Annotated in this window: 19 protein-coding genes; 3 read left to right on the top strand and 16 right to left on the bottom strand. The window is 32.5% G+C overall.

The features are described from left to right. Window positions 1-305: 305 nt before the first annotated feature. Together P8K68_RS06750 and P8K68_RS06745 are read right to left on the bottom strand one after the other, a co-directional pair. Window positions 306-1,469 (bottom strand): DUF262 domain-containing protein, encoded by a 1,164-nt coding sequence (locus tag P8K68_RS06750; protein ID WP_300248931.1) that lies wholly within the window; start codon window positions 1,467-1,469, stop codon window positions 306-308. Continuing rightward, window positions 1,466-2,668: an adenine-specific methyltransferase EcoRI family protein gene (locus P8K68_RS06745; protein WP_300248930.1), complete on the bottom strand. Its 1,203-nt coding sequence runs from the start codon at window positions 2,666-2,668 to the stop codon at window positions 1,466-1,468. Before P8K68_RS06745 ends, P8K68_RS06750 begins: the two co-directional genes overlap by 4 nt. 338 nt (window positions 2,669-3,006) lie before the next feature. On the opposite strand from P8K68_RS06745, the gene P8K68_RS06740 reads away from it, so the two are divergent. Next, window positions 3,007-3,192 (top strand): hypothetical protein, encoded by a 186-nt coding sequence (locus P8K68_RS06740; RefSeq protein WP_300248929.1) that lies wholly within the window; start codon window positions 3,007-3,009, stop codon window positions 3,190-3,192. Here the strand turns inward: P8K68_RS06740 and P8K68_RS06735 are convergent. From P8K68_RS06735 to P8K68_RS06670, 14 genes are all read right to left on the bottom strand, one after another. Next, window positions 3,185-3,508: a hypothetical protein gene (locus P8K68_RS06735; protein WP_300248928.1), complete on the bottom strand. Its 324-nt coding sequence runs from the start codon at window positions 3,506-3,508 to the stop codon at window positions 3,185-3,187. The two genes, P8K68_RS06740 and P8K68_RS06735, sit on opposite strands and share 8 nt — an antisense overlap. 167 nt (window positions 3,509-3,675) lie before the next feature. Then, window positions 3,676-6,411, bottom strand: a complete 2,736-nt coding sequence (locus P8K68_RS06730) for a DNA methyltransferase (RefSeq protein WP_300248927.1) — start codon at window positions 6,409-6,411, stop codon at window positions 3,676-3,678. Between the two features lie 388 nt (window positions 6,412-6,799). Beyond that, complete coding sequence (locus P8K68_RS06725) at window positions 6,800-8,203, bottom strand: TolC family protein (RefSeq protein ID WP_300248926.1); 1,404 nt, start codon at window positions 8,201-8,203, stop codon at window positions 6,800-6,802. Next, the gene (locus tag P8K68_RS06720; RefSeq protein ID WP_300248925.1) at window positions 8,200-9,558 is read right to left on the bottom strand and encodes a biotin/lipoyl-binding protein; all 1,359 of its coding nucleotides are present in this window, start codon (window positions 9,556-9,558) and stop codon (window positions 8,200-8,202) included. Before P8K68_RS06720 ends, P8K68_RS06725 begins: the two co-directional genes overlap by 4 nt. 3 nt (window positions 9,559-9,561) lie before the next feature. Then, window positions 9,562-11,232 carry an ATP-binding cassette domain-containing protein gene (locus P8K68_RS06715; RefSeq protein ID WP_300248924.1) on the bottom strand — a complete coding sequence of 557 codons (1,671 nt, stop codon included), beginning with the start codon at window positions 11,230-11,232 and terminating at the stop codon, window positions 9,562-9,564. Window positions 11,233-11,234: 2 nt separating this feature from the next. Then, window positions 11,235-11,906, bottom strand: a complete 672-nt coding sequence (locus P8K68_RS06710; protein ID WP_300248923.1) for a TetR/AcrR family transcriptional regulator — start codon at window positions 11,904-11,906, stop codon at window positions 11,235-11,237. 296 nt (window positions 11,907-12,202) lie between these two features. After that, window positions 12,203-12,904: a sulfite exporter TauE/SafE family protein gene (locus P8K68_RS06705; RefSeq protein WP_300248922.1), complete on the bottom strand. Its 702-nt coding sequence runs from the start codon at window positions 12,902-12,904 to the stop codon at window positions 12,203-12,205. A 1-nt stretch (window position 12,905) separates the two neighbouring features. After that, window positions 12,906-13,352, bottom strand: coding sequence for a FixH family protein (locus P8K68_RS06700; protein WP_300248921.1), 447 nt, complete (start codon window positions 13,350-13,352; stop codon window positions 12,906-12,908). Between the two features lie 102 nt (window positions 13,353-13,454). Then, a complete protein-coding gene (ccoG, locus tag P8K68_RS06695) occupies window positions 13,455-14,879 on the bottom strand; it encodes a cytochrome c oxidase accessory protein CcoG (RefSeq protein WP_300248920.1) in 1,425 nt (474 codons plus the stop codon). Between the two features lie 116 nt (window positions 14,880-14,995). Then, entirely contained in the window at window positions 14,996-15,907 is a 912-nt protein-coding gene (locus tag P8K68_RS06690) for a cbb3-type cytochrome c oxidase N-terminal domain-containing protein (RefSeq protein ID WP_300248919.1), read from the bottom strand. After that, window positions 15,904-16,089 carry a CcoQ/FixQ family Cbb3-type cytochrome c oxidase assembly chaperone gene (locus P8K68_RS06685; protein WP_300248918.1) on the bottom strand — a complete coding sequence of 62 codons (186 nt, stop codon included), beginning with the start codon at window positions 16,087-16,089 and terminating at the stop codon, window positions 15,904-15,906. The genes P8K68_RS06690 and P8K68_RS06685 overlap by 4 nt, the downstream gene beginning before the upstream one ends. A gap of 76 nt (window positions 16,090-16,165) precedes the next feature. Next, window positions 16,166-18,358 carry a cytochrome-c oxidase, cbb3-type subunit I gene (ccoN, locus tag P8K68_RS06680; RefSeq protein ID WP_300248917.1) on the bottom strand — a complete coding sequence of 731 codons (2,193 nt, stop codon included), beginning with the start codon at window positions 18,356-18,358 and terminating at the stop codon, window positions 16,166-16,168. A gap of 100 nt (window positions 18,359-18,458) precedes the next feature. After that, on the bottom strand, window positions 18,459-18,644 hold the full coding sequence (gene ccoS / locus P8K68_RS06675) for a cbb3-type cytochrome oxidase assembly protein CcoS (RefSeq protein ID WP_300248916.1): 186 nt from the start codon (window positions 18,642-18,644) through the stop codon (window positions 18,459-18,461). 287 nt (window positions 18,645-18,931) lie between these two features. Beyond that, window positions 18,932-21,307 (bottom strand): heavy metal translocating P-type ATPase metal-binding domain-containing protein, encoded by a 2,376-nt coding sequence (locus P8K68_RS06670; protein WP_300248915.1) that lies wholly within the window; start codon window positions 21,305-21,307, stop codon window positions 18,932-18,934. A 198-nt stretch (window positions 21,308-21,505) separates the two neighbouring features. Here P8K68_RS06670 and P8K68_RS06665 point away from each other — a divergent pair, with 198 nt between their 5' ends. Together P8K68_RS06665 and P8K68_RS06660 are read left to right on the top strand one after the other, a co-directional pair. Then, the gene (locus tag P8K68_RS06665) at window positions 21,506-22,183 is read left to right on the top strand and encodes a Crp/Fnr family transcriptional regulator (RefSeq protein ID WP_300248914.1); all 678 of its coding nucleotides are present in this window, start codon (window positions 21,506-21,508) and stop codon (window positions 22,181-22,183) included. An 88-nt stretch (window positions 22,184-22,271) separates the two neighbouring features. Beyond that, the gene (locus tag P8K68_RS06660; protein ID WP_300248913.1) at window positions 22,272-23,399 is read left to right on the top strand and encodes a VWA domain-containing protein; all 1,128 of its coding nucleotides are present in this window, start codon (window positions 22,272-22,274) and stop codon (window positions 23,397-23,399) included. Window positions 23,400-23,419: the final 20 nt, after the last annotated feature.

Raw genomic sequence — 23,419 nt, 5'->3', positions numbered from 1 at the left:
AAAAGGGTATAAACCTTTGTTAGATTACATTAATAATACGCAAACTTCAATTTGGTGAACCGCCGTATACGAGACCCGTACGTACGGTGGTGTGAGAGGCGCACTCTCCTCAATTATGGGGAGAGCCGTCTACTCGATTGTAAGTAGTGCTTTTTTCATTCAGCTTATTTTTCCGATGTTTCTTATTTAGTTCAAATTTGAGCGTTGGCAAGACATACTTTTTTGCAATTTTGGGTTTGTGTCTTGGCTGAAGCGAATTGCAAATATGTATGGCTTTGAGCGTTGGCATTATTCATTTCAAATTTCTATTTATTTCCTTTTGCTCTATTGTGAGTTTTACATAACATTTCACAATTCTTTATATCCGTTTTTCCTCCTTTGCTCCAAGCTGTTACGTGGTCAGCATCCATTTCTTTTAATTTGTATATTCTTGATTTATTAGAATTATTTCCAATAGCACAAAGAGGACAATTAGAAATTTCTTTTTTCTCGGCTTCTTGCGTTTGCTTTGAATAGGTTGCTTTTTTTGTTGCTTCATCAAATATTCTAACATCTATTAATTTTGTATCAGTTAGGCCTCCCAAAATATATTCAAAAATTCCTTTTCGGTTCTTAACATATGGGTCTGCGTACAACTCTTTAACTTGTTCAGAAACTTTATTAGGATTATAAGATTTGTTATGATATTCCTCGTAAAATCTACCCCATTCTAAACCACACATTTCACTTTCAACATCTTTGAAAACGCTCGAAACCCAATCTATTACAGAAGTAAAGTATGTTTTAACTTCATTAATATTATTGTCATTTCTATGTTTACTCATATACTCGCCAATATTGTTTTTGCTAACCCATTCTATAGCTCTTTCTAAAAACTCTTGTCTATCCACATTACCTCTTACATAAGCACTCCATTTTTGAATATTTGAATTTTGCGAATTACTAAATTCTTGTTTTAATAAAGTAACAAATGGTCCTGAATAAACTGCATTTAATAATTCTTGACTATTAAGAGGAACACCTGCAATATTAATTGTTTTAAACCATTCTTTTATTTCGCTTTCTTCTCCTTCGCATTCGTAAATTAGTAATTGTGTGTTTAAGATTTTTTCTTGTTTGTCTTTCGCAATACCACCAAAATATTGCTCCATTCCATTCTCATCTTTAACAGCGAATTTATTTGTAACAAAACGACCTAAACTTGTAATTCTTTGTTGACCATCAAGAACTTCTAAATTATTGTCAGTTACTTTATTAAAATAAATTAATCCTAATGGATAGCCTTTTAAAACCGACTCAATTACTGCAACATCTCTTTTACCATCTGCATAAATGTAATTTCTTTGATATTCAGGCTGAATTGTCAATTTACCAGATAATCCAAATAATCCTTTACCCTCAAGTTCATTGTAAACAAAGCCATCGCAAATGTCAGCAACAGTTATATTTGTTTTTAAAGTTGTAATCATTTTTTATGTTTAATAAATATTCTTTGGTATTTTGATTGTACAATTCTACCATCTTTGTTTATAAAATAGTTTTTACGACCATCGTTTCCTTCCACATTAGCATTACCATTTGTTTTTCCGCCAGAAGAACCTGTTTTTTCTCCACTTTGTTTAACTTCCCAATAATCATTATATGTTTTTGTATCAGGAACAGCATCGTGACAACCTCTTTGAGTTAATCCTACAATCTCAAACTGTTCTGGATTATATTTGGTTAAAAAACTAATAGGAACACCCATTATGCCATCGTAATCGCTGGGAATTGCATCAGTAAAAGGAATTTCAATTGCATCGTAATTGTCATACTTGACGTATTCTTTACCTCTTACTTCTTTATGTTTACTAAATTTTATATTATCATCCATAGTCATTAATGACAATGGTTGGTGTCTTCTTCCGTGTTCAAGATTTGTGTACCATCCAGTACCTGCTACACTTATCATCTTTTTTCCTTTATCATCAACATTTACTTCTGTACCGCTTAATTTATAATCATCAGGCACATAGAAAGTCATATTTTTACCATTAATTCTTCGATTAAATCTGTTACCTGTCCACATTTTGTTTGCCATTATCAAAGGAAATACTTCTTTGTAAGATATTGCATTCATATTTCCAATAATCACAAACTGTTTATTTGCTTCAACTATCCAAGCTAAAAACTCTCTAAAAAGAGAAAATGGTGGATTTGTAATTATTATATCAGATTCGTCTCTTATTTTTTTGATTTCATCACTTCTAAAGTCTCCATCTCCTTTTAAATAATTCCATTCCAAATCATTGACATCAATTACACCATCTCCAGTTCTATCTCTTGTAAGTGTAAATATTTTGCCTTTAGTTCTTGTTTTTTGTTCGTCAAATTGTGGATTGTTAATTTCAAAAAGAGTAGGTTGATAATTTGATTTATAGTTTTTACTTTCAACTGCGTAACTTGTACTTATTAATTTTTTAAGTCCAAACCTTTCAAAGTTTTGAGCAAAGAATTTTGTGAAATTACTCCACTCTGGGTCATCACAAGGTAAGAGAATTGTTTTGCCACGAAAAACATTTTCGTCAAATTCCAAGTATGCTGACATTTCTTTTTCAACGTCAAGATATTGAGTGTAAAATTCATCCTTTTTCGCATTTTGCGCATTGGTCATTGTTGGTATTGGCATACTTTATTTCAATTTTATTTTCAGTTTTCAATTTAACACTATTTTGAGCGTTGGCAAGAAACAGCTCTTTTATTTTTTTGAGCGTTGGCTTTTCGCGTTGGCAAAAAATAAATGTGCTGTTTGCGCGTTGGCTTTTTTAGTTCAAATGTTCAATTTAAGCTCGATTTCTGCATTACTTACAACGGCTACGTATATGGAAAGTTGCGTGGTTTGTGTGCGAGGATTTTCCGAAGGAAAATCAGAAGCTAGCAAACAAGTAACTAACTTTGGTTTAGGTAAAACTAGCAATTTTTTATATACAATGTTGTGTAACGTATTTTATTATTAAAATCAGAGTTATGTCGGAAAAGGAATTTCGTGTTTCGCAAATGGATGTATTAAGAACACTAAAAGGTAAAAGTATAAAAGATTGTATTTCTATACTTAATAAAACCGTAGAGTTTTTAAATATTTCCGCTTTGTCAAATGAATTACAATTCGATGATGATTGGTCAAAAGGATATATCGATGAAGCTCCTAATTAGGAATGTCATCAATGTCATTCTGTATTTTCAGTCTTGACAATACATCTTTTAGGTCTTTTTCAAGAATTGTGTCATTGTCCGATATAGTAACTTTAACAAACCAATTGTAACCTTGAGCTAATTCTTTGTTTTTTTGTTCAAAATAACTTTCAGGTTTAGAGAAGTTTTCTACTCTTTTTTTAATTGTTTCTGGAACTGCTTTAAGTTCCGTTATTTTAAATTCCTTACCCTCTTTTCCGTATGGGAAATATGGTTTGGTTTTCAGGTAGTCAAACTCCGTAACAAGTTTTTCTGCTTTTGATTTTGAGTAATTCATTTTATTCGATTTCGTTTTTTATATGTTACACAACGGTCTTGTATATGAAAAGTAGCGGATTTTTAAGCACTAATTTTTCGGTTTATAACTGACCTCTATTTTATTATTTATCTTTCGTTTAAGCACTAAAACCGCTATTTTTTATATACGTTGTTGTGCCCAGTGTTTTATTTCTTTTGTTTTCTTTTCTTTTCGTTCAATAATGGTTCTGTATATTGATTATACAAGTCAAACAAGTATTCAATTCGTGCGTTTTCATTTGTAAAAGATTGTGGTCTATAACATAAATCAACTGCTTTATCTAATTCCAAATGAGCTTTTATTAACTTTGGGGGCATTGTTAATTGATGATATAAATCTGCTAAACTACTGTCTGGAAATTCAGCTCTAACATCCAACACTTTTTGAGCTTTTTCTTCAACTTTCTTTTGGTTCTTTTCGCTTACTTCTCTTGCCCAAGGATAATTATTATAAACTAAATCTTTTGAATATCTAAAATCACTTTTTAAGCGACCACAAGTGTATTTTACCCAAGTCATATGCATTTCGCTCATTAACACTCCAAAATTGTAAAGTGTACCATTTGGTATTGAAAGCATTGTGTCGCTTACAATACTGTTATAGTCAAAAAATCCCATTGGAATATACTTTCTGTTTTCAGATGATACTCTTGGAACTACAATAAATGTTTCTGGTCGGTTTCTATCTCTAAATAGAGTAGGTGTAATTGCGTGTTTTTGTGTTGATGGTGCTTTACTTGCTAATCTAAATTGTTTTACAGCTTCAACACGTTCTAAAACTGTTGACATTTGTCTTAATTCATTTGGGTTAATATTCTCTAACCACAAACACCAACGCTTTTTGTTATTTAAAAATTCTCTTGCACTTATTAATGGTAATACATAAGGTTTTGCTTTTGGTTCTTGTAACAAAAACTCATCTTTTTCAATATCATCAATTATCAAATTACCTCCATCTAAAGGCATATTACCAAAAGCCATTTTTGGAACATTGCAAATCGGTTGACTTCTTCTTTCAATGATTAAATCCTCTGCGTTTGCTAAATAAGGGTTTATGTTTTTTACTGAAATTTCAGAAGGTTCTCCTTTAATATCTGAATAAGTAAATAGCTTTTTGCTTTTGGTGTCAAAGTTTGCATAACCAATTATTACACAATAAACTGCTGCTTTTCCTTTTGCTTCATTACTCCATTTAAAGGTAGTGTGTGCAAAATGTATCTTAACACCTAACTTATTTATCATTTCTCCCCAAAGTACGCTTACTTGCTCTCCTTGAGTAACTGAATTTGTTGAAACAAAAGCAGTTTTGATATTAGTGTCTTGAATGTATTGTGCTGCTTTATAATACCAAGCAGAAACATAGTCTAATATTTTACCATTTTTAACTCCACTGAAAATATTAGCCATATCTTCTCTTTGGATTTTGTCTAATAACTTAGAACCAATAAAAGGTGGATTTCCAATGATGTATGAAAGTTCAGTTTTAGAAACGATATCTTCCCAATTTGTTTGTAGAGAATTTGCGTGAACAATTTTAGCTGCTTTTTTTAATGGTAAACGTGCAAAGTATTGTCCAAATTCTTCTGAAACTCTCATATTCATTTGGTGGTCAATTAACCACATTGCAACTTCGGCTATTTTTGCTGCAAATTCGTCATATTCAATTCCGTAAAATTGGTCAACATCCAGCCATAAAATAGAAGAAATATCTAAAACTTGTTCTCCTTTTTTAAATAGCTCACGTAAAATTTCAATTTCTAAAAGTCTTAATTCTCTGTAAGTAATAATTAAGAAATTTCCACTTCCACAAGCTGGGTCAAGAAATTTTAAAGTCGATAATTTATGATGAAATTCTTTAAGTTTTTTAGAACTTGATTTTACCTTTTCAAATTCTTCTCTTAACTCGTCAAGAAAAAGAGGTTTTATAAGCTTGAAAATATTTTTCTCTGAAGTATAATGAGCTCCTAAATTTCTTCGTTCTTCTGGATTCATTACACTTTGAAAAAGTGAACCAAAAATGGCAGGCGATATTTTTCCCCAATCTAAGCCAGATGCTTCTAATAAAATGCTACGCATTTTAGAATTGAAAGAAGCGATTGGTAAGAACTCCTCGAATAATTTACCATTTACATATGGAAATTGATTTAAATGGTCGTCTAAGTTTTTAAGACGTTTTTCTTTTGGTGTATTTAGAACTTGGAAAAACTGAGCCATTAATGCTCCTAAATCACTTCCGTCTTCATTTGTTTTTTGGTCTAAAAACTCTTTGAAAGTATCTTTTTCAAAAATGCTTGTATCGTCAGCAAAAAGTATAAAAAGTAAACGTACCAAATAAACTTCTAAATGATTCCCTTCATAACCAAACTCTTCGAGTTGGTCGTGAAGTTTTCCCATTAATTCAGCAGCTTTTATATTAACTGGGTCTTCTTCCTTAAATGTTCTCTTTTGGTAGCCTGCAATGAAGCCAAAGAGCTTTATATTTTTGTAAAGTTCTGAAACGTGGAATTCGTGTTCTGTTCTTTCATCAAGGTCAAAAAGTTTGATTTTATCAAAATCTGAAACTAAAATGTATTTTGGTAGTTCGTGTTCTTTTAATCCAGGAAAATAATCTGTGGCTTGCTCAAAAGCTTTGTCTAAATTTCTCCCTTTTGATTTGTGTTCAACCAGTAAAGTACCTTTCCAAAACAGGTCAATAAATCCTTGATTTCCACTTAATTTTTTGACAGGTTCTTCAAATGTTGCAACTCGTCTTCTTGATATTCCAAAAACATTAAAAAAGTCATTCCAAAAACTATCTTTTTCTGCTCTTTCCTTTGTTTCGTTAGCCCATTCATTTGAGAATTTTAACGCTCTATCTTTTATTTCATTCCAGCTTAATGCCATTCAGTTATTTTTCTTTTTAGTTCGTTTTTTTTTCGATTTTGGTTTTTTCCGACATTGGGCACAACACATATATATGTGCAGTTAATACGAAGATAAAAAAAAAGATGAAACTGTAGTACTTTGAGTATATATAATGTGTTATAAAGTTTTCAGTACTGTACGTTTTGTATATCAAAATTACGTATATTTCAATTTTGATATACAAAATACTCTACTAGTAAGTTTGCCATTTATGACTTTATATTAGGGAAACAACAAATATAGAAATGTGATTTGGATTGCATTTCCTTATAATCAAGGACACGAAAATGGAATATCAAAAATGATTTCCATTGGTATCATCATATAGTTCTTCAATTAAATGCTGATTTCTATCAAGATTTTCTGTCTAGTTCATCTGCACCTCAGAAAGTGCCAAAACATTAAATAAATTGGCTTTAGTTTTAAAGAAGCTGTTTTCAATGTCTATGGCTTTTAATTTCGCATCAATTAATTTTGATTCTCTGGAGTTGACTAAAAACAAAGAGCTTTCGCCTAAAAAGAATTTACGTTCTTCGGCTGATAGCATTTTAGAATAATCATTAACAATAGTTTCTGTTAAGCTATTTTGTAAAACATAAGAATCTAATTCTTGATTAATACCATCAATTTTATTTCTTAGGCTAACTCTCGTATTTTGAATATCAAATTGCGTGTTTTGCAACTTTATTTTTGCTAATTTTAAATCGCCACGTTCTTTTCTTAAAAACAAAGGGACACTAATATTTACACCGCTTTTATAGGCTGATGTACTAAACGACCTTGCTACTTCTGGTGTTTGCGATAAAAAGTTGTATTGTAAATCTATTTGGGGTAATAAATTATTCAACTTCAATCGTTTTTCAATATTCAAACTTCTGTATTTATAATCTAAAGATTGGAGTTTTGGATGGCTTTCAATATCAAAACTTTCAATATCTAAATCTGAGGTGTTTAGGGTTAAATCAATAGTGGTAAAGGTATTAATGTCTGGAACTATACCTTCTTGAATTTCTATAGGGGTATTATCATTTAACCATAAATAGTTAGATAGTTCTAATGAGGATTTAATAAATTTAACTCTAGATTTTTCTAAATTAAGTTTTCTGTTATTTAAGGTTATTCTGGCTTCTAAAGTGTCTATGGCGGGTTTATCGCCAACTTCAAAACTTTTTTTAATACCATTAAAACGCATTTCGGCATTGGTTAAAAAATCTTCGTAAACCCGTTTTTCATTATACGTTTTTAACCAATTAAAATAGCTTACAGTAGCGTCAAATAAAATATTGTTAACTAATAACTGCCTATCTACTTGGGCTTGTTTTACGAATAATCTGGACTGCCTTAACATAGCCATTCGCTTATTTGTAAGTAAGCCTCGAGCAACAGGCACAGAAACACCCGCACTATATAAACCATCTTCTGGAACAAAAGCTTGCGGATTTAGAAAATCGCCTGTGTTTTCTTCAAAATTTCCTTTTAACTCTACACCAAACCAAGTGGGAATTTTAAAAGACGCATTTAGTCTGTCAAAATATTCGGTATTTTTAAATTTCTTTCTGTCGTAATCTACTTCTAATTTAGGGTCGAAAGCACCTCGAGCTTTCATCAGTTTCGCTTCACTTTCATTAATAACTAAGTTAGCCTGCTTTACAATAGGGTGGAAGGCTTTTACATAACCTAAATATTCAGATAATGATATTACCGAAGTGCTATCTTGAGCCGAAACTAAACCGCTAAAAAACAGTATAATACTTAATATGATTAGTCTCATTTTTTGTCTTTTTTAGGACTAGATTTACTTCCTTCAGGTTGGTAATAGTTAGGAGGGAAGCTATTGATTTGTCGCCATAATTCAAACCAAATTGGTACATCTTCTAATAAAGCAATAGTTCTTGCGCCAGAACCTGCACGAATAGCTTCTGGCCACTCATGGTCGGTTTCATCAGGTGCTAGTAACACTCTGTATTTGCCATTATCACTAATAAAACGTTCTATAGCCACAACTGTTGCGCCATAGGTTCCATAAGATACATTGGGCCATCCACTAAAAACAATAGCAGGCCATCCATCAAATTGTACACGTACTTTTTCGCCTGTATGAAGTAAGGGTAAATCAATTGGTCTCACAAAAGTCTCAACGGCTAAATCTATTTGCGCTGGCATGATACCAACTAACTCAGCACCTTCTTTAAACGTAACACCAATACCGCCTGTAAGCACTTTATTGATATAGCCATTTTGTGGTGCGGTTACATAAAGTAGGTCGCTACGACGTTTGTAATTTGTAGATGCGTTTTCTAGTTTAGAAACCTGAGCTTGGGTATCAAAACCGCTAGATTGTGCTGTAAACATATCGCTTTGTGCTTTTGATATTTTATCAGCGAAAGCAGCGTTGGTTCTTGATAATTCTAATCGTGCATTTATAACTTCATTCTGACTTGCCAAATATTTATTTTCTTGCGATATGAATTTTGCCTGAGTTTCTTGAAGTTTTAATCGTTTTTCTTCAACATCTTTTACAGCTTTTAAACCTTCTTCTTGCAGGGTTTGAATTCGATAAAATTGGGTATTAGCAATTTTTAAGTTGGTTTTAGCAGCTTCTAAGTCAATACTATCGCTTTTTACTTTTAATTTAGATTGCATTAACTTATTTCTAGTTTGCTCCATCTTTAAATTTTGCTCATTTCTAAGAGCGGAAATTTGTCTGTTTAGAGCGCTTACTTTACCATCATAAGCAATAACAGACGAAGATTTTGCTTGAATCTGATCGTTGGTTCTTTCAACCAATTTATCATCAAAATAATCACTTTTTACTTCAGATATTCTTAGAATCGTATCACCTTCTTTTACATAATCGCCTTCTTGTACAAACCATTGTTCAATGCGTCCTGGTATTTGTGATTGAATATGTTGCGGACGCTGATTAGGTTTTAAAGTTGTTACTATACCATTTCCTGTAATATTCTGAGTCCATGGTAAGAATAACACGATAATAAGAATGATAGCGGCTGTTAATAAAAACTTGTTAAAGTATCTGTAATACTTAACATTCATGATGTGTTTTCCAGACTTATATTGTGCTAAGTCTATGTTTTTATTCAATTGATTATGAGATATATTAAGCATGGCTTAGTTAGTTTTTTTAGATTTGATTCGCCCTTTTTCCAAAGTGATAATATCGTTACATTTATCGGTCCATACAGAACTAAAACTGACTACAACAAGTGCCCAAGGTCTGTCTTGATGTGATAAATAATCTACTATAGCTTTTGTTTCAGATCTATTAAATCTATCTAAAGCATCTTCAAGAATTAATACTTTTGGTTCTTTTAAAATGGCACGAGCCAAAACAATTTTTTTGGATAATGTGTAAGACATTTGTCTGCCATCCGGATAAAGTACCGTATTTAATCCTTCGGATTGTTCTTTTATAAAATCTTTAAGTCCTACAATGTCTAGAATTTCGTAAATTTTGTCGTCAGAAATATTGGAATTACCAAAGGTTAAATTGGCTCTTACAGTACCTTCAAAAGGGTTTTCATCGGATAATGACAGGCCTAATTGTGATCTATAGAAGTTTAAATGTAAACTACTAATAGACATGTCGTTTATATAAACATGACCAGATGTGGCTTCAATAACGCCCGCTATTAATCGTAATAAAGTAGATTTTCCAGAACCACTTTCTCCTTGGATTAACATTCTACTTTTCGGGTTTATTTTTAATGAGATATCTTTTAAAATATGTTTATCTCTATTGCCAACTTCATAAGCTACATTTTCTAATTCAATATTAATACCTTTTGAAAATTGAGGCGTTTCACCAGTTTGACTTTCTAGGTCTTTGTCTACAATCTGACCTATTTTTTCCAAGGACGTTAACGTATCATAGAAAGATTCCAGCCCTAAGATTAGTTTTTCAACTGATGCTATAACTAATAATATAATAATTTCTGCAGCAACAAACTGACCAATATTCATTTCTTGTCGTAAAACCAAAGCACCACCTATTAACAATAAACTTGCAGTAACGATCACCTTAAAACTTATCATTTGAATAAACTGAAGCATTAATATTTTAAAGTGATTTTCTCGGGCTTTTAGATAATCATTTACTAAATTATCATTTTTACTAATTCCTAAACTTGTGCCTCCAGATAATTTGAAACTTATAACGGAGCGCGCAATTTCTTGAATCCAATGGGCCACTTTATACTTGTTCTTAGATTCGTACAAACTGGTTTCTAGTCCTTTTTTTGCAGTAAATTTGAATACTACAAATATGAGTATTAGTAATAAAAGCCCAAATATTATAAAGAACGGGTGGTAAAATGATAAAAGAATTAAAGCAAATAAAATTTGTAAAACTGCCGTTGGTACATCTATTAAAATTTTAGATAAACTTTTTTGTATGGTTAACGTATCAAAAAAGCGATTCGCTAATTCTGGTGGATAGTAATCCCGTAATTTGGACATTTTTATTTTCGGAAAGCGATAGGCCAACTCAAATGAAGACCTCATAAAAATACGTTGCTGAATGGTTTCTATGATTCTAAGTTGCATTAACTGTAATGCACCCGAAAAAGCAACACCTATTGTAACTATTGTAACTAAAACCACCCAAGAGGTGGATACTTGTGCACCTTGGATTAAATTAATTATAGCTTGAATTCCTAAAGGCAATGATAAGGCTACAATACCAGCGAAAACAGCGTAGTAAAAAATTTGTAGGATATCTTTTTTTTCTAATTGAAGCAAACCTACTAAACGTTGCCAAGGGGTCATTTTTTTGTTTTCCATAGTTAGGATTTCAAAGTATTAAGTACTAGGTTTTTTATAAAAATTGTTGGGGAAAGGCCATCGTTACAATCTGTAATTGATGTAAAATGGTCTTTTAAAAAGTGCTGGTGTAAACTCCCTTCAAGAATGGTGCTTGCCAAACTTGATGGGAATTTATATTTAGGATTTATAGCAATAATCATATCACGTAAACGATGTACAATGCGTTTATAAATAACAAAATATCCATCTTTATTTTCTTGATCTACTTCTTTAGTAAGAAATGATTTTGAATTTTCTTTAACCATAATTTTGTTTAAAACAACCTCGTTAATATGGGAGAAATTCGAATCTTCTTTTATGGCTCTAGTTACAGTTTCGATAGCTTTTTCCAGCTTATCAGAATGTGTTAAGCTGTGTGTTTCAAATACCAATTGATACTCAATCCATGCCCAATACCATGAGGATAAATAAAGTAAAAGCTTATGTTTACTTTCAAAATAACGATATATAGAACTTTCGTTAGAGCCAATTTTAGTGCCTAGTTTTTTAAAGGTAAAACTGTCAAAACCAATATTGTCTATTAAGAGAATACTGTGTTCTACAATGCGTTTTCCTAAGTCGGAAGACTCTGGGTCTTTTACATAGATTTTTTCTGGAACAGCAATTTTTAAATTTGAAAGTAATGAATCCATATTCAGTAAATTTGATTGCAAATATAATAGTATTACTATTATAAAAGAAAATAAAACTATTATTTTTATTGATGTATAATTGATGAATACTATTGAAGCTTGTATTTTAAGTGTAACCTATTTGTAAACACGTGGTTAAAAAAAATAAAGATGATTAAGAATAAGTCTGGAATTTAAAAAAAGGCTTTGGCGGATAAGTGGGTTAGGGATTGCAGTGGCATCCTTTTTTGCCATTAAAAGCAAAAAAGATATAACAAAAAGCCCGACCCGAAGGGTAACCCTAAAAAATTAAAATTTTAATGACAATCTAACCCATTGGAAACCAAATCTGAAATTGGAGTAGGTGAGAGGTAAGGTATGCCAAGACCCATGCCACGAATAATAAATAAAGCGCCAATAAGTACCACAAAAACAGGAATGGCTTTTTGAATGCGTTGTCTGGCAGTGCCTTTTAAAAACTGACTAAAATAAATGGCAGTTGTCATGAGTGGAATAGTACCCAAACCAAAAACGGCCATATATAAACTACCGTTTAAGGCGTTTCCGCTAGCAATTGCTGCAAATAAAGCCATGTAAACTAAACCACAAGGTAAAAAACCGTTTAAGAAACCAATGGTTAAAAAAGTGTCCATGGTTTTTTTCTTTAAAGCAGACCCTAAAGCAGATTTTACTTTAGAAATTAATTTATAAATAGGTTTAGAGAAGTTGTATTTGTTAAATGTTTTCTGCGGAATTACAACCACTAAAATCATTAAAATACCGATAATAATAGACAGTTGTTGCTGATAACCAAAAATATTAAGACTCTTGCCTATAAGTCCAAAAACAAGTCCTATAATACTGTAAGCGAGTAGCCTACCAAAATGATAAATGGCAATTTGGGATATTTTTTTTACTTGATTTGATTGATCTACTGGCAGCATAAAGGCTATGGGGCCGCACATGCCAACGCAGTGAAAACTTCCTAATAGCCCTAAAATAAATGCCGAAAATAGCATATTAATAATTTATAGATTCTTTAAATAAATAAGATTTTCCTTTATATTGCCAATCTATTTTAATGTTCCAACGACCATCTACCAAACGTTTGTCAGGTATGAGCAAATTAGAATCAGACAATGAAATTGGAGTTTCAAAGTCTAGTTGTTTGTTAGATGGTCTGTATAGGAACATTTTTCCTGTAATATCTTTAAAATTTGCGTTTGTTGGAAATTGAATAATTAAGCCCTCTTTAGTACGCTTAAAACTAATATTTTCTTCTAAGCTTTTGGCGTTTTTTAACTTGTCAATATCATTTTGATACTTTAATTCATCGGCATAATATTCCTCGCTTACCAAGTCATGATCGTATTTATTATTCACATTCATCGTGATAATAAAATACATAATAAATGAAATAAACCCTATAAACGCTAATACAATTCCGGTACCCCAATTAAATTTCATAATATTTTTATTTTGGTTTTTAGTTATTGGTTACTAGTTATTAGTTTTTAATTTCATTAACCATTAACCATTAACCATTAACCATTAACCATTAACCATTAGCTATTTATAACTTCTAGGGCCTAGGAAATTAGCCGTAGTCGTTTCAATCAATTTATCACCTTTATAAACGCCTATTTTAATTTTATTTCTATCTCCAGACAATGCTGAATTATTTATTTCAATAAATAAAGTCCCTTCAGCAATGCCTTGACTTGGGACTATAAAATCAGTACCTGTAGAAACTAGTCTTAATGCTCCTTTATGCGACATCAATTTAAAACTCACATCATTAATAGCTTCACTGGTTTTGTTAACTAATTTATAGGTAAACACATTACTGATTATGTTATTGTCTTTATGCTCATATAACTGACCGGGTAATCTAAGTACGTTTGCTTCAACGTCATTTCTTAAAAACAGCATACCAATTAAAAGCCCTATCATAATGGCTAGAACAGCAATGTAGCCTTTAATCCTTGGGGTAAATTTAAAAGGGGTTTTCTTTTCTATATTCTCTTCACTTGCATAGCGGATTAAACCTTTTGGAAGGTTTATACTTTCCATAATATGGTCGCATTCATCAATACAAGCCGTACAATTTACACATTCTAATTGTGTACCATTTCTAATATCAATTCCTGTTGGGCAAACATGTACACATTGCATACAATCAATACAATCACCATATCCCAAAGCTTCTCTGTCTTCGTTTTTTCTAAACGATTTCCTACCATTTTCAGCTTCCCCGCGTTTATGATCATAAGCTACAACAATAGATTTGGTGTCTAATAAAACACCTTGCAACCTTCCGTACGGACAAGCAATAATGCAAACCTGTTCTCTAAACCATGCAAAAACAAAGTAAAATACGCCTGTAAAAATTAATAAGGACACTAACGTGCTAATATGGCTAAACGGACCATCAGTGATATATTGAATGAGCTTGTCGCTTCCTATTAAATATGCTAAAAATACATTTGCTATAATGAACGAAATGATAAGAAATATGAATTGTTTTAATCCTTTTTTTCTTATTTTTTCAGCATCCCACTTTTGTTTAGCGAGTTTACGTTGTTTGTTTCTATCGCCTTCAATCCAATATTCAATACGACGAAAAACCATTTCCATAAAAATGGTTTGCGGACAAACCCAGCCGCAAAAAATACGTCCAAACGCCACTGTAAATAATGTGACGAATATGACACCAATCAACATTGAAATTACAAATAAATGAAAATCTTGAGGCCAAAAAGGAAACCCGAAAATATTAAATCGCCGTTCCAATACATTAAACATCAAAAACTGATTGCCGTTTATTTTTATAAAAGGCGAGAGTAATAAAAAAGCTAATAAAAAGTAGCTTACATATTTTCTGTACTCATAAAATTTTCCGCTAGGTTTTTTCGGAAATACCCAAGCGCGTTTACCATCTTCGGTAATCGTACCAATTGAGTCTCTAAACGATTCGTTTTTTGGGGTTTCCATTACTTTTTTAATTTAGACCTTATAAGCTTTAAAACTTGTAAGATCTGTTAAAGTATTAGCTTAGTTTGATGTTTTTAAATCTAATTTTCTATGACAACAATAGGGTCTGTTTTTGTTTATAAAGCTTCAGTAGGTATGTCTTCTGCAGGCGCACTATCATCTACCCAAATATCTCCTTCAGGAGCTTTTGGATTAGCAGGAGTTGTACCCTGTAAAGTCAACACATAACTTGACACCTGTGCCATTTGTGCTGGTTTTAATTGCGCTTTCCATGCAATCATTCCTTTTCCAGAACGTCCACCTTCAGATACTGTTTTAAATACATTTTTAATGCCACCGCCTAGTATCCAATGGTCATCGGTTAAGTTTGGTCCAATACCACCACCGCCATCTGCCATATGGCAAGCTACACAGTTGGTTTCAAAAACAGATTGTCCAGCTTTTATATCAGCAGCATCAGTTAAAACAGTTACTGTATTAATATCAACTAAATCTTTTGCTGTTTTCTTGTATTCCTCTAAAGCAATTCTGGCATCAGCTAATTCGGTTTCTAATTCATCAATTTGACTGTAACCATCAAACACATGAAATCTTAATAAATAAACCGCTGCAAAAATAATAGAGATATAAAATGAATATACCCACCAAGGTGGTAAGTTATTGTCTAATTCTTTTATGCCATCGTAGTTGTGGTCAAGAATAATTTCGCCTTCTTCTTCAATAGGTTTTGATCCTAAAAGTTTATTGTATGTTTCTTCTAGCCAAGTAAACTTAAATGTTTTTTCTTTTTCAGCTAAAAATCGTGCTTTAGCTTCTTCATCTAATTTATGAAGCATAACATTTTCTAAGGCACTAACAATAGCCTCAATAGCAATGAGAATTAAAAGGACTAGCAGCAAAAAAAGCATAACTGCTGGATACTCTATAAATGCAGGTTTTTCGCCAGAATCTATGAAGAATTCTACGGCTCCAAAAATAATAAAGAATACTACTGGAACACGAATCCAGGATGGAACTAAATTTCTCATAATATATCGTTGTTTTGGTTGTCTAATGGTAGGTTACTTACAGTTTTTATATAATCTTTTTTAGCGGTGACTACCCAATAAAACAGACCAACAAAAAAGATAAAAAAGATAAGCAACGAAATGATTGGGTAAATCTCAATCCCAGCGATGCTATCCATATGGTTTTTTACAAATTTTAACATGATGCTTTTGTTTTTGGTTAATAGTTATTGGTTGTTAGTTTGCTAATAACCAATAACTAAATGCAATTAACTATTTTTATTGTTGTTCAGGTTTTACTTGAATATCTGTTCCTAATCGTTGCAAGTATGCAATAATTGCTACAATCTCACGATTTTTCATTTCAATAAAGTCTTCGCCGTTTTCAGAAGCATATTTTTTATCAGCTTCATAGTTTTTAGCAAAATCAGGATCGCTATACAGGTTTTGTTCAATTTGAGCACCTTGTGCCAACATATGCTCTTGGGCGTTAGCTATGTCTTCATCTGTATAAGGAACTCCTAAAGTTACCATAGCTTCCATTTTGGCTTCAGTCATGGATTTGTCTAATTGACTACTGCTACCAGAAATCAACCAAGGATAACGCGGCATAATAGAACCTGATGAGGTACTCTGTGGATCGTACATGTGGTTGAAATGCCAGTTATCAGAATATTTAGCTCCAATTCTATGTAAATCTGGTCCCGTACGTTTACTACCCCATAAGAACGGATGGTCGTAAACAAACTCTCCCGCTTTTGAGTATTCGCCGTAGCGTTCTACTTCACTTCTAAACGGACGAATCATTTGCGAGTGACAACCTACGCAACCCTCACGGATATAAATATCTCTACCTTCTAATTCCAAAGGAGAATATGGTTTTACACTTGAAATCGTTGGGATATTAGATTTCACCATAATGGTTGGTACAATCTGAATAATACCACCAATCAAAATAGCTACAGTAGCTAATAAGGTTAACTGAATTGGTCTTCTTTCCAACCAAGTGTGCCACCCTTCGTTTGAAGTACGTTTTTTAGTCACACGCTCTAAAGCTGGAGCTTCAGCTAATTCATCTTGTACGCTGCTTCCGCTTCTAACGGTAGCAATAACATTATAAACTAGGATAAACATTCCAATAATATAAAGTGTCCCTCCAATGGCACGCATCCAATACATGGGCATAATTTCGGTAACGGTTTCTAAAAAGTTACCGTAAACTAAGGTGCCATCAGGATTAAATTGTTTCCACATACTTGCTTGCGTAAAACCGGCAACATACATGGGTAATGCATACATAATGATACCTAAAGTGCCTAGCCAGAAGTGTAAATTAGCTAATCCAATAGAGTGTAATTTCGTTTTAAATAATCTAGGTATTAAGTAATAAATAATACCAAACGCCATAAAACCGTTCCAAGCCAATGCACCAACGTGCACATGTGCAATAATCCAATCGGTAAAGTGCGCAATAGCATTTACGTTTTTAAGTGAAAGCATTGGGCCTTCAAAAGTTGCCATACCATAACCTGTAATAGCAACAACCATAAATTTTAGAACAGGGTCGGTACGTACCTTATCCCAAGCACCACGCAAGGTTAAAAGTCCGTTTATCATACCACCCCAAGAAGGCATTAATAACATAACTGAGAATGCAACACCAAGGTTTTGCGCCCATTCTGGTAGCGCCGTATATAGTAAGTGATGCGGTCCTGCCCAAATGTATAAGAAGATTAATGACCAAAAGTGAACAATAGAAAGTCTATAAGAATACACAGGTCTGTTAGCTGCTTTAGGTACAAAGTAATACATTAACCCTAAATATGGGGTTGTTAAAAAGAAGGCTACAGCATTATGACCGTACCACCATTGTACAAGTGCATCTTGAACACCAGCGTAAACAGAGTAACTTTTCATAGCACTTATTGGCAACTCTAAACTATTAAAAATATGAAGTACTGCAACGGTTACAAACGTGGCAATATAAAACCAAATAGCAACGTATAAGTGACGTTGGCGACGTTTTAAAATCGTCCAAATCATATTCACACCAAAAACCACCCAAATAAGTGCAATGGCGATATCAATAGGCCATTCTAATTCGGCATACTCTTTAGATGTGGAATATCCTAAAGGCAACGAAATAGCTGCTGCAACAATTATAAGTTGCCAACCCCAAAAGTTTATATTACTTAAAAGGTCGCTAGCCATACGTGCTTTTAATAAACGCTGAAGCGAATAATAAATTCCCGCAAACATAGCATTACCTACAAAGGCAAAAATTACGGCATTGGTGTGTAAAGGTCTTAAACGCCCAAAACTAAGCCACGAAATCCCATCCGTAAGGTTTGGGAATAAAAACATAAAGGCCAGTAGCAAACCTACCGCCATTCCTACAACTCCAAAAACTATTGTAGCATAAAGGAATTTAGTAACTATTTTATTATCGTAATGAAATTGTTGCATTTTCATAAGTAAATATTTATTATTTTTTAGTGGTCTTATGCAATCGCTTTTTAATAACAAGTTTCATTAGAGAATGTTGTGTTGGCGATTTCATAGTAATTAGTTATTATTCTTCTTTGGTTAGTATTGTTTTTTCTGGTTTATCTTTAATCAATTCGTCTTCAAAAAGCATGCGTACAGATGGCGTGTAACTGTCGTCATACTGTCCGCTTTTCACAGCAACAATAAAGGCTATAAAAAAACCAATTGCTACTATAATGCTAATAGCTAATAAAATATATATAACACTCATACCTAATTGAAGTTATGGTTCAAAAATACTTTTATACTTATTTTTAAAAGATGACATTTGTCATGTCTACTCTTTTTTTTTATTTTTTTTGCGTTACCACAAGGGTCGGACTTTATTTGTTGATTTCTGTTTTAAATTAATGAACTCATGAATATAAATATTTCACTACTCGCTTCCTCCTGCGTTGGGGAGCTTAAACATGCCGTTCAATTCCTAACGCACCCATCAGCCCAATTCAGTTTTCCATCTTATCTCTATGGGCCTTTGTTAAATCTCCGCGTAATAATCTACTTCAATTTTCGTCCCAAAACATTAGTACAAATCGTAGTAAAAACTACAATACTAATAGAACTTAAAGGCATTAAAATGGCAGCAACTACAGGTTCTAATTGTCCAGTAACCGCAAAATAAAGCCCAATAATATTATAAACAAACGATAGTGCAAAACTCCATTTAATAATTCTTATAGCAGATTTTGAAGCGGTTATAAAATGATGCAACTTATTAAATTTTGTAGCATCCAAAATCGCATCACAGGCTGGGGAAAATACATTTACATTCTCAGAAATAGCAATCCCAACATTACTTTGTGCTAAAGCTCCAGCATCATTCAATCCGTCACCAATCATCAATACTTTCGCCCCAGAGTTTTGATGATGTTTTATGTATTCCAATTTATCTTCTGGTTTCTGATTAAAAAACAATTTGGTTTTAGCCGGTAGTAATTTAGTTAAATTTTCTTTTTCACCCGAATTATCACCAGATAAAATCACCAAATCATACTGTTTTTTAAGTGTATTAAATAATTTTGAAAGCCCTTTTCTATATCTATTATAAAAGGTAAACTTACCTTTGTATTGGTTGTTAGCACTTACATAAACAGCTGTATTTAATGAAGCGGTTTCAGAGGTGTAACCTACAAAAGGCGCAGAACCAATTCTTATAGACTTTTGATTGTGTTTTGCAGCAATACCTTCGCCAATATGTTCTTCATAATTATCTAAAGTCACAATCTCATTTTCATTCAAAAGTGAATATAACGACCTACTCAAAGGGTGATTGGAGTTTCGTAATGTACTTTTTAAAAGCGATTCTTCATCGTCAGAAAGTTGTAAGCCATCATATTCAATAGCCGTTTTTTTATTGGCAGTAATCGTTCCTGTTTTATCAAAAATAATGGTGTCAATAGCTGCTAATTGTTCAATAACCGAAGCGTTTTTAGCATAGAATTTTAGCTTTCCAAAAATGCGTAACATATTCCCAAATGTAAACGGAGCCGCCAAAGCAATAGCGCAAGGGCAAGCAATAATAAGTACTGAGGTAAATACATTTAAAGCTTTAGAGGTATCTGTAAATAGCCAAAACGTTGTTGCCACCATAGCGATGCTTAAAACAGCCATAGTAAAACGCTTACTAATAGCATTGGTTAGTGTTGTAAAACCATCTTCTTTATTTTTACTAAACACATCGTTACTCCAAAGTTGGGTTAAGTAACTTTGTTCAACGGTTTTTAAAACATCAACTTCAATACTACCATTTAGCTGTTTCCCTCCAGCAAATAATTTATCGCCAGATTGTTTTGAAACCGCTTCAGATTCTCCTGTTACAAAACTATAATCAATGCGTGCATGTCCTTTTATTAGAATACAATCTACAGGAATCAATTCTTCATTTCTAATCAAAAGTCTATCCCCTTTTTCAATATCATAAACTTGAATGGACGCTTCAGAATTATCAGAAAAAATCTTCGTAATTCCAATAGGGAAATAAGATTTGTAATCCCGTTCAAAAGATAAAAACGTATAGGTTTTCTGTTGAAAAAACTTCCCAAGCAATAAAAAGAAAATAAGCCCAGACAAACTATCAAAAAAGCCTGTGCCAATATCTAAAATTATTTCAGCAGTACTTCTTATAAACAAAACCGCAGCGCCCAAAGCAATGGGGACATCTATATTTAACATTTTTGAGCGCAGTCCTTTATACGCTGAAATAAAATAATCTTGGGCTGAGTAGAAAACAACAGGTAATGAAAAAGCGAACATGATCCATCTAAAAACAGGGGCATATTGTTCTATCCAAAAGCCATGCACTTGAAAGTACTCAGGGAATGACAAAAACATAATATTTCCAAAGGCAAATCCAGCAACTCCCAGCTTATAAATCAAGGATCTATCTACATGCTTTTTACCAACGCTATAATCGTCTAAACTAATAAAAGGTTCGTAGCCAATACTACTTAAAAGTTTGACTAATGCCTTTATAGAAAAATTATTAGTGTTATAAGACACTCTAACCGTTTTCTTTCCAAAATTAACGATTGATGTACTTATGGAGGGATCTAATTTATTGAGGTTTTCAAGAATCCAAATACAGGAACTACAGTGAATATGAGGGATGTAAAGTGTTACAATTTGCGTTTTTTCATCGTCAAATTCTAATAGCCCTTCTACAATTTTAGCATTGTCTAAAAAATTGTACTTACCTTCAATTTCTTTTGGAGTTGCTCCAGGTGCATTTTGCAAATCGTAGTAACAAGTTAAATCGTTTGCAGAAAAAATTTCGTAAACAGTTTTACAACCGTTACAACAAAACGACTTTTCATCGTATTTAATTTCAGAAGACGATGCATCTAACCCGCAGTGGAAACATGATTTGTGTTTCATCTGGAGGATTTTATACGTTTATAATCTGACAGATGCCATTCGTCAATAGAATGCTTAGATGGAATCAAAATTAATAGTTGACTCATTTCATTTTTATTTGCTCAAATATACCTAAAGCAAAAGTCTCAAAACAAGTGTCTTTAAAATATGATATCTGTCATGTTTTATTTATTTTTACAATCTTAAAAAGCTTGAGGTATGGCAAAATGTGAACAATGCATTATTAAACAGTTTAACTCGCTTAAATCATTGACTAAAAGTGAGTTAATGCGAATTTCGTCTTGTAAAACATCAAAAATCATTAAAAAAGGCACCGTTATTTTTGAAGAAGGAGATGTGCTTAATGGGGTTTATTGTGTTAAAGATGGTATTTGTAAACTATCCAAGCTAAGTGAAAACGGGAAAGACCAGATTGTAAAAATGGTTGTTAAAGGCCAATTATTAGGGCAACGTTCTTTAATTAGCGACGCGAGTTCTAATTTACAAGCTACAGCACTAAATGATATGGAAGTTTGTTTTATTCCAAAAACCGAAATAATTGCAGATCTTCAAAAAAATCCAAAATTCTCATTTGATGTGTTAAAAGAAATGGCTAATGATTTAAAAGAAGCTGACGATGTTATTGTTAATATGGCTCAGAAATCGGTTCGCCAGCGTTTAGCAGAAACATTAATGTATATTCATGATAGTTTTGGTGTAAATCCTGATGGAACACTTAGTGTGCTTTTATCTCGTGAAGATTATGCTAGTATAGTAGGAACAGCAACCGAGTCTGCCATTCGTGTGCTTTCTCAATTTAAAAAAGAGGGTTTAATATCTACCATTGGAAAGTTTATTAAGATCGAAGATTTTAATGGCTTAAAGCGTGTAGAATAATAGTCATCTAAAATTACTTTTCCCCCATAAATAAATCTAATTGTTAAGATTCATTTTTTCTATAAAAATACAGTATTTTTATAGAGCTATGAAAAACGATAAAAATTTTAGGAAAGGCTTTATTTTTAAAAAATATGAAGCCCCTTTTAAATCTCCTTTCGACAAACTTTTTGAAGTTTTTAAGGAGCTCATTACACACACTTCTGGAGACTTTGATGAGGCTATTGATTGGTTACGAGAATTAGATAAGGAATACAAGCTTACTACGCCAGACTATACTATAGAAGATTTTATAGAAGATTTAAAACTAAAAGGCTATTTACAGGAAGAAATTGACCCTGACGGAAACGGTGCTTTGGCAATTACTGCAAAAACAGAACGCGCTATTCGCCAGCAAGCTTTAGATCATATTTTTGGAAAAATAAAACGCAGTGGACAAGGCAATCATAAAAGTAAAAGTCCAGGAATAGGCGATGAGCACACTGGAGATTTTAGAAACTATCAATTTGGTGATGCCTTAGATAAAGTATCGATGACTGAAAGTTTGAAAAATGCTCAAATCAATCATGGTATTGGAGATTTTACATTATCTGAAGATGATTTAGTGGTTGAAGAAACCTTGCATAAATCTCAAATGAGCACGGTGTTAATGATTGATATTAGCCATAGTATGATTCTTTATGGTGAAGATAGAATAACGCCTGCCAAAAAAGTAGCCATGGCACTCGCAGAATTAATTACTACCAGATACCCAAAAGACACTTTAGATATTCTAGTTTTTGGTAACGACGCTTGGCAAATTGAAATTAAAGATTTGCCGTATTTAAAAGTTGGACCATATCACACAAATACTGTTGCAGGGTTGCAATTAGCAATGGATTTATTAAGGCGTAAGCGCAACACGAACAAGCAAATATTTATGATAACCGATGGAAAACCAAGTTGTTTGCGTTTGCCAGACGGACAGTATTATAAAAACAGTAATGGTTTAGATACGCATATTGTTAATAAGTGCTACATGATGGCACAACAAGCTAGAAAATTACACATCCCGATAACAACCTTTATGATTGCTCAAGATAGTTATCTCATGCAATTTGTTAGAGCATTTACTCAAGCAAATCAAGGAAAAGCATTTTACACAGGATTAAAAGGACTAGGGGAAATGATTTTTGAAGATTACGAAACAAATAGAAAAAAAAGAATTAGAGGCTAAAAAAACGCTTATAGCCAAAA

Origin of the sequence: Algibacter sp. (assembly GCF_029245835.1) — a bacterium.
Taxonomy (GTDB): domain Bacteria; phylum Bacteroidota; class Bacteroidia; order Flavobacteriales; family Flavobacteriaceae; genus Algibacter_B.
Note: the sequence above shows the minus strand (reverse complement) of the source record. Positions and strands in the feature narration are given on the sequence as shown.

Excerpts from the sequence above, each read along its gene's own strand:
- ccoS (WP_300248916.1), bottom strand. The coding sequence starts at position 18,644 with ATGAGTGTTATATATATTTTATTAGCTATTAGCATTATAGTAGCAATT.
- ccoN (WP_300248917.1), bottom strand. The coding sequence starts at position 18,358 with ATGAAAATGCAACAATTTCATTACGATAATAAAATAGTTACTAAATTC.
- P8K68_RS06745 (WP_300248930.1), bottom strand. The coding sequence starts at position 2,668 with ATGCCAATACCAACAATGACCAATGCGCAAAATGCGAAAAAGGATGAA.
- P8K68_RS06715 (WP_300248924.1), bottom strand. The coding sequence starts at position 11,232 with ATGGAAAACAAAAAAATGACCCCTTGGCAACGTTTAGTAGGTTTGCTT.
- P8K68_RS06700 (WP_300248921.1), bottom strand. The coding sequence starts at position 13,352 with ATGAAATTTAATTGGGGTACCGGAATTGTATTAGCGTTTATAGGGTTT.
- P8K68_RS06720 (WP_300248925.1), bottom strand. The coding sequence starts at position 9,558 with ATGCTTAATATATCTCATAATCAATTGAATAAAAACATAGACTTAGCA.
- P8K68_RS06670 (WP_300248915.1), bottom strand. The coding sequence starts at position 21,307 with ATGAAACACAAATCATGTTTCCACTGCGGGTTAGATGCATCGTCTTCT.
- P8K68_RS06710 (WP_300248923.1), bottom strand. The coding sequence starts at position 11,906 with ATGGATTCATTACTTTCAAATTTAAAAATTGCTGTTCCAGAAAAAATC.
- ccoG (WP_300248920.1), bottom strand. The coding sequence starts at position 14,879 with ATGGAAACCCCAAAAAACGAATCGTTTAGAGACTCAATTGGTACGATT.
- P8K68_RS06740 (WP_300248929.1), top strand. The coding sequence starts at position 3,007 with ATGTCGGAAAAGGAATTTCGTGTTTCGCAAATGGATGTATTAAGAACA.
- P8K68_RS06690 (WP_300248919.1), bottom strand. The coding sequence starts at position 15,907 with ATGAGAAATTTAGTTCCATCCTGGATTCGTGTTCCAGTAGTATTCTTT.
- P8K68_RS06685 (WP_300248918.1), bottom strand. The coding sequence starts at position 16,089 with ATGTTAAAATTTGTAAAAAACCATATGGATAGCATCGCTGGGATTGAG.
- P8K68_RS06665 (WP_300248914.1), top strand. The coding sequence starts at position 21,506 with ATGGCAAAATGTGAACAATGCATTATTAAACAGTTTAACTCGCTTAAA.
- P8K68_RS06730 (WP_300248927.1), bottom strand. The coding sequence starts at position 6,411 with ATGGCATTAAGCTGGAATGAAATAAAAGATAGAGCGTTAAAATTCTCA.
- P8K68_RS06660 (WP_300248913.1), top strand. The coding sequence starts at position 22,272 with ATGAAAAACGATAAAAATTTTAGGAAAGGCTTTATTTTTAAAAAATAT.
- P8K68_RS06750 (WP_300248931.1), bottom strand. The coding sequence starts at position 1,469 with ATGATTACAACTTTAAAAACAAATATAACTGTTGCTGACATTTGCGAT.
- P8K68_RS06725 (WP_300248926.1), bottom strand. The coding sequence starts at position 8,203 with ATGAGACTAATCATATTAAGTATTATACTGTTTTTTAGCGGTTTAGTT.
- P8K68_RS06735 (WP_300248928.1), bottom strand. The coding sequence starts at position 3,508 with ATGAATTACTCAAAATCAAAAGCAGAAAAACTTGTTACGGAGTTTGAC.
- P8K68_RS06705 (WP_300248922.1), bottom strand. The coding sequence starts at position 12,904 with ATGCTATTTTCGGCATTTATTTTAGGGCTATTAGGAAGTTTTCACTGC.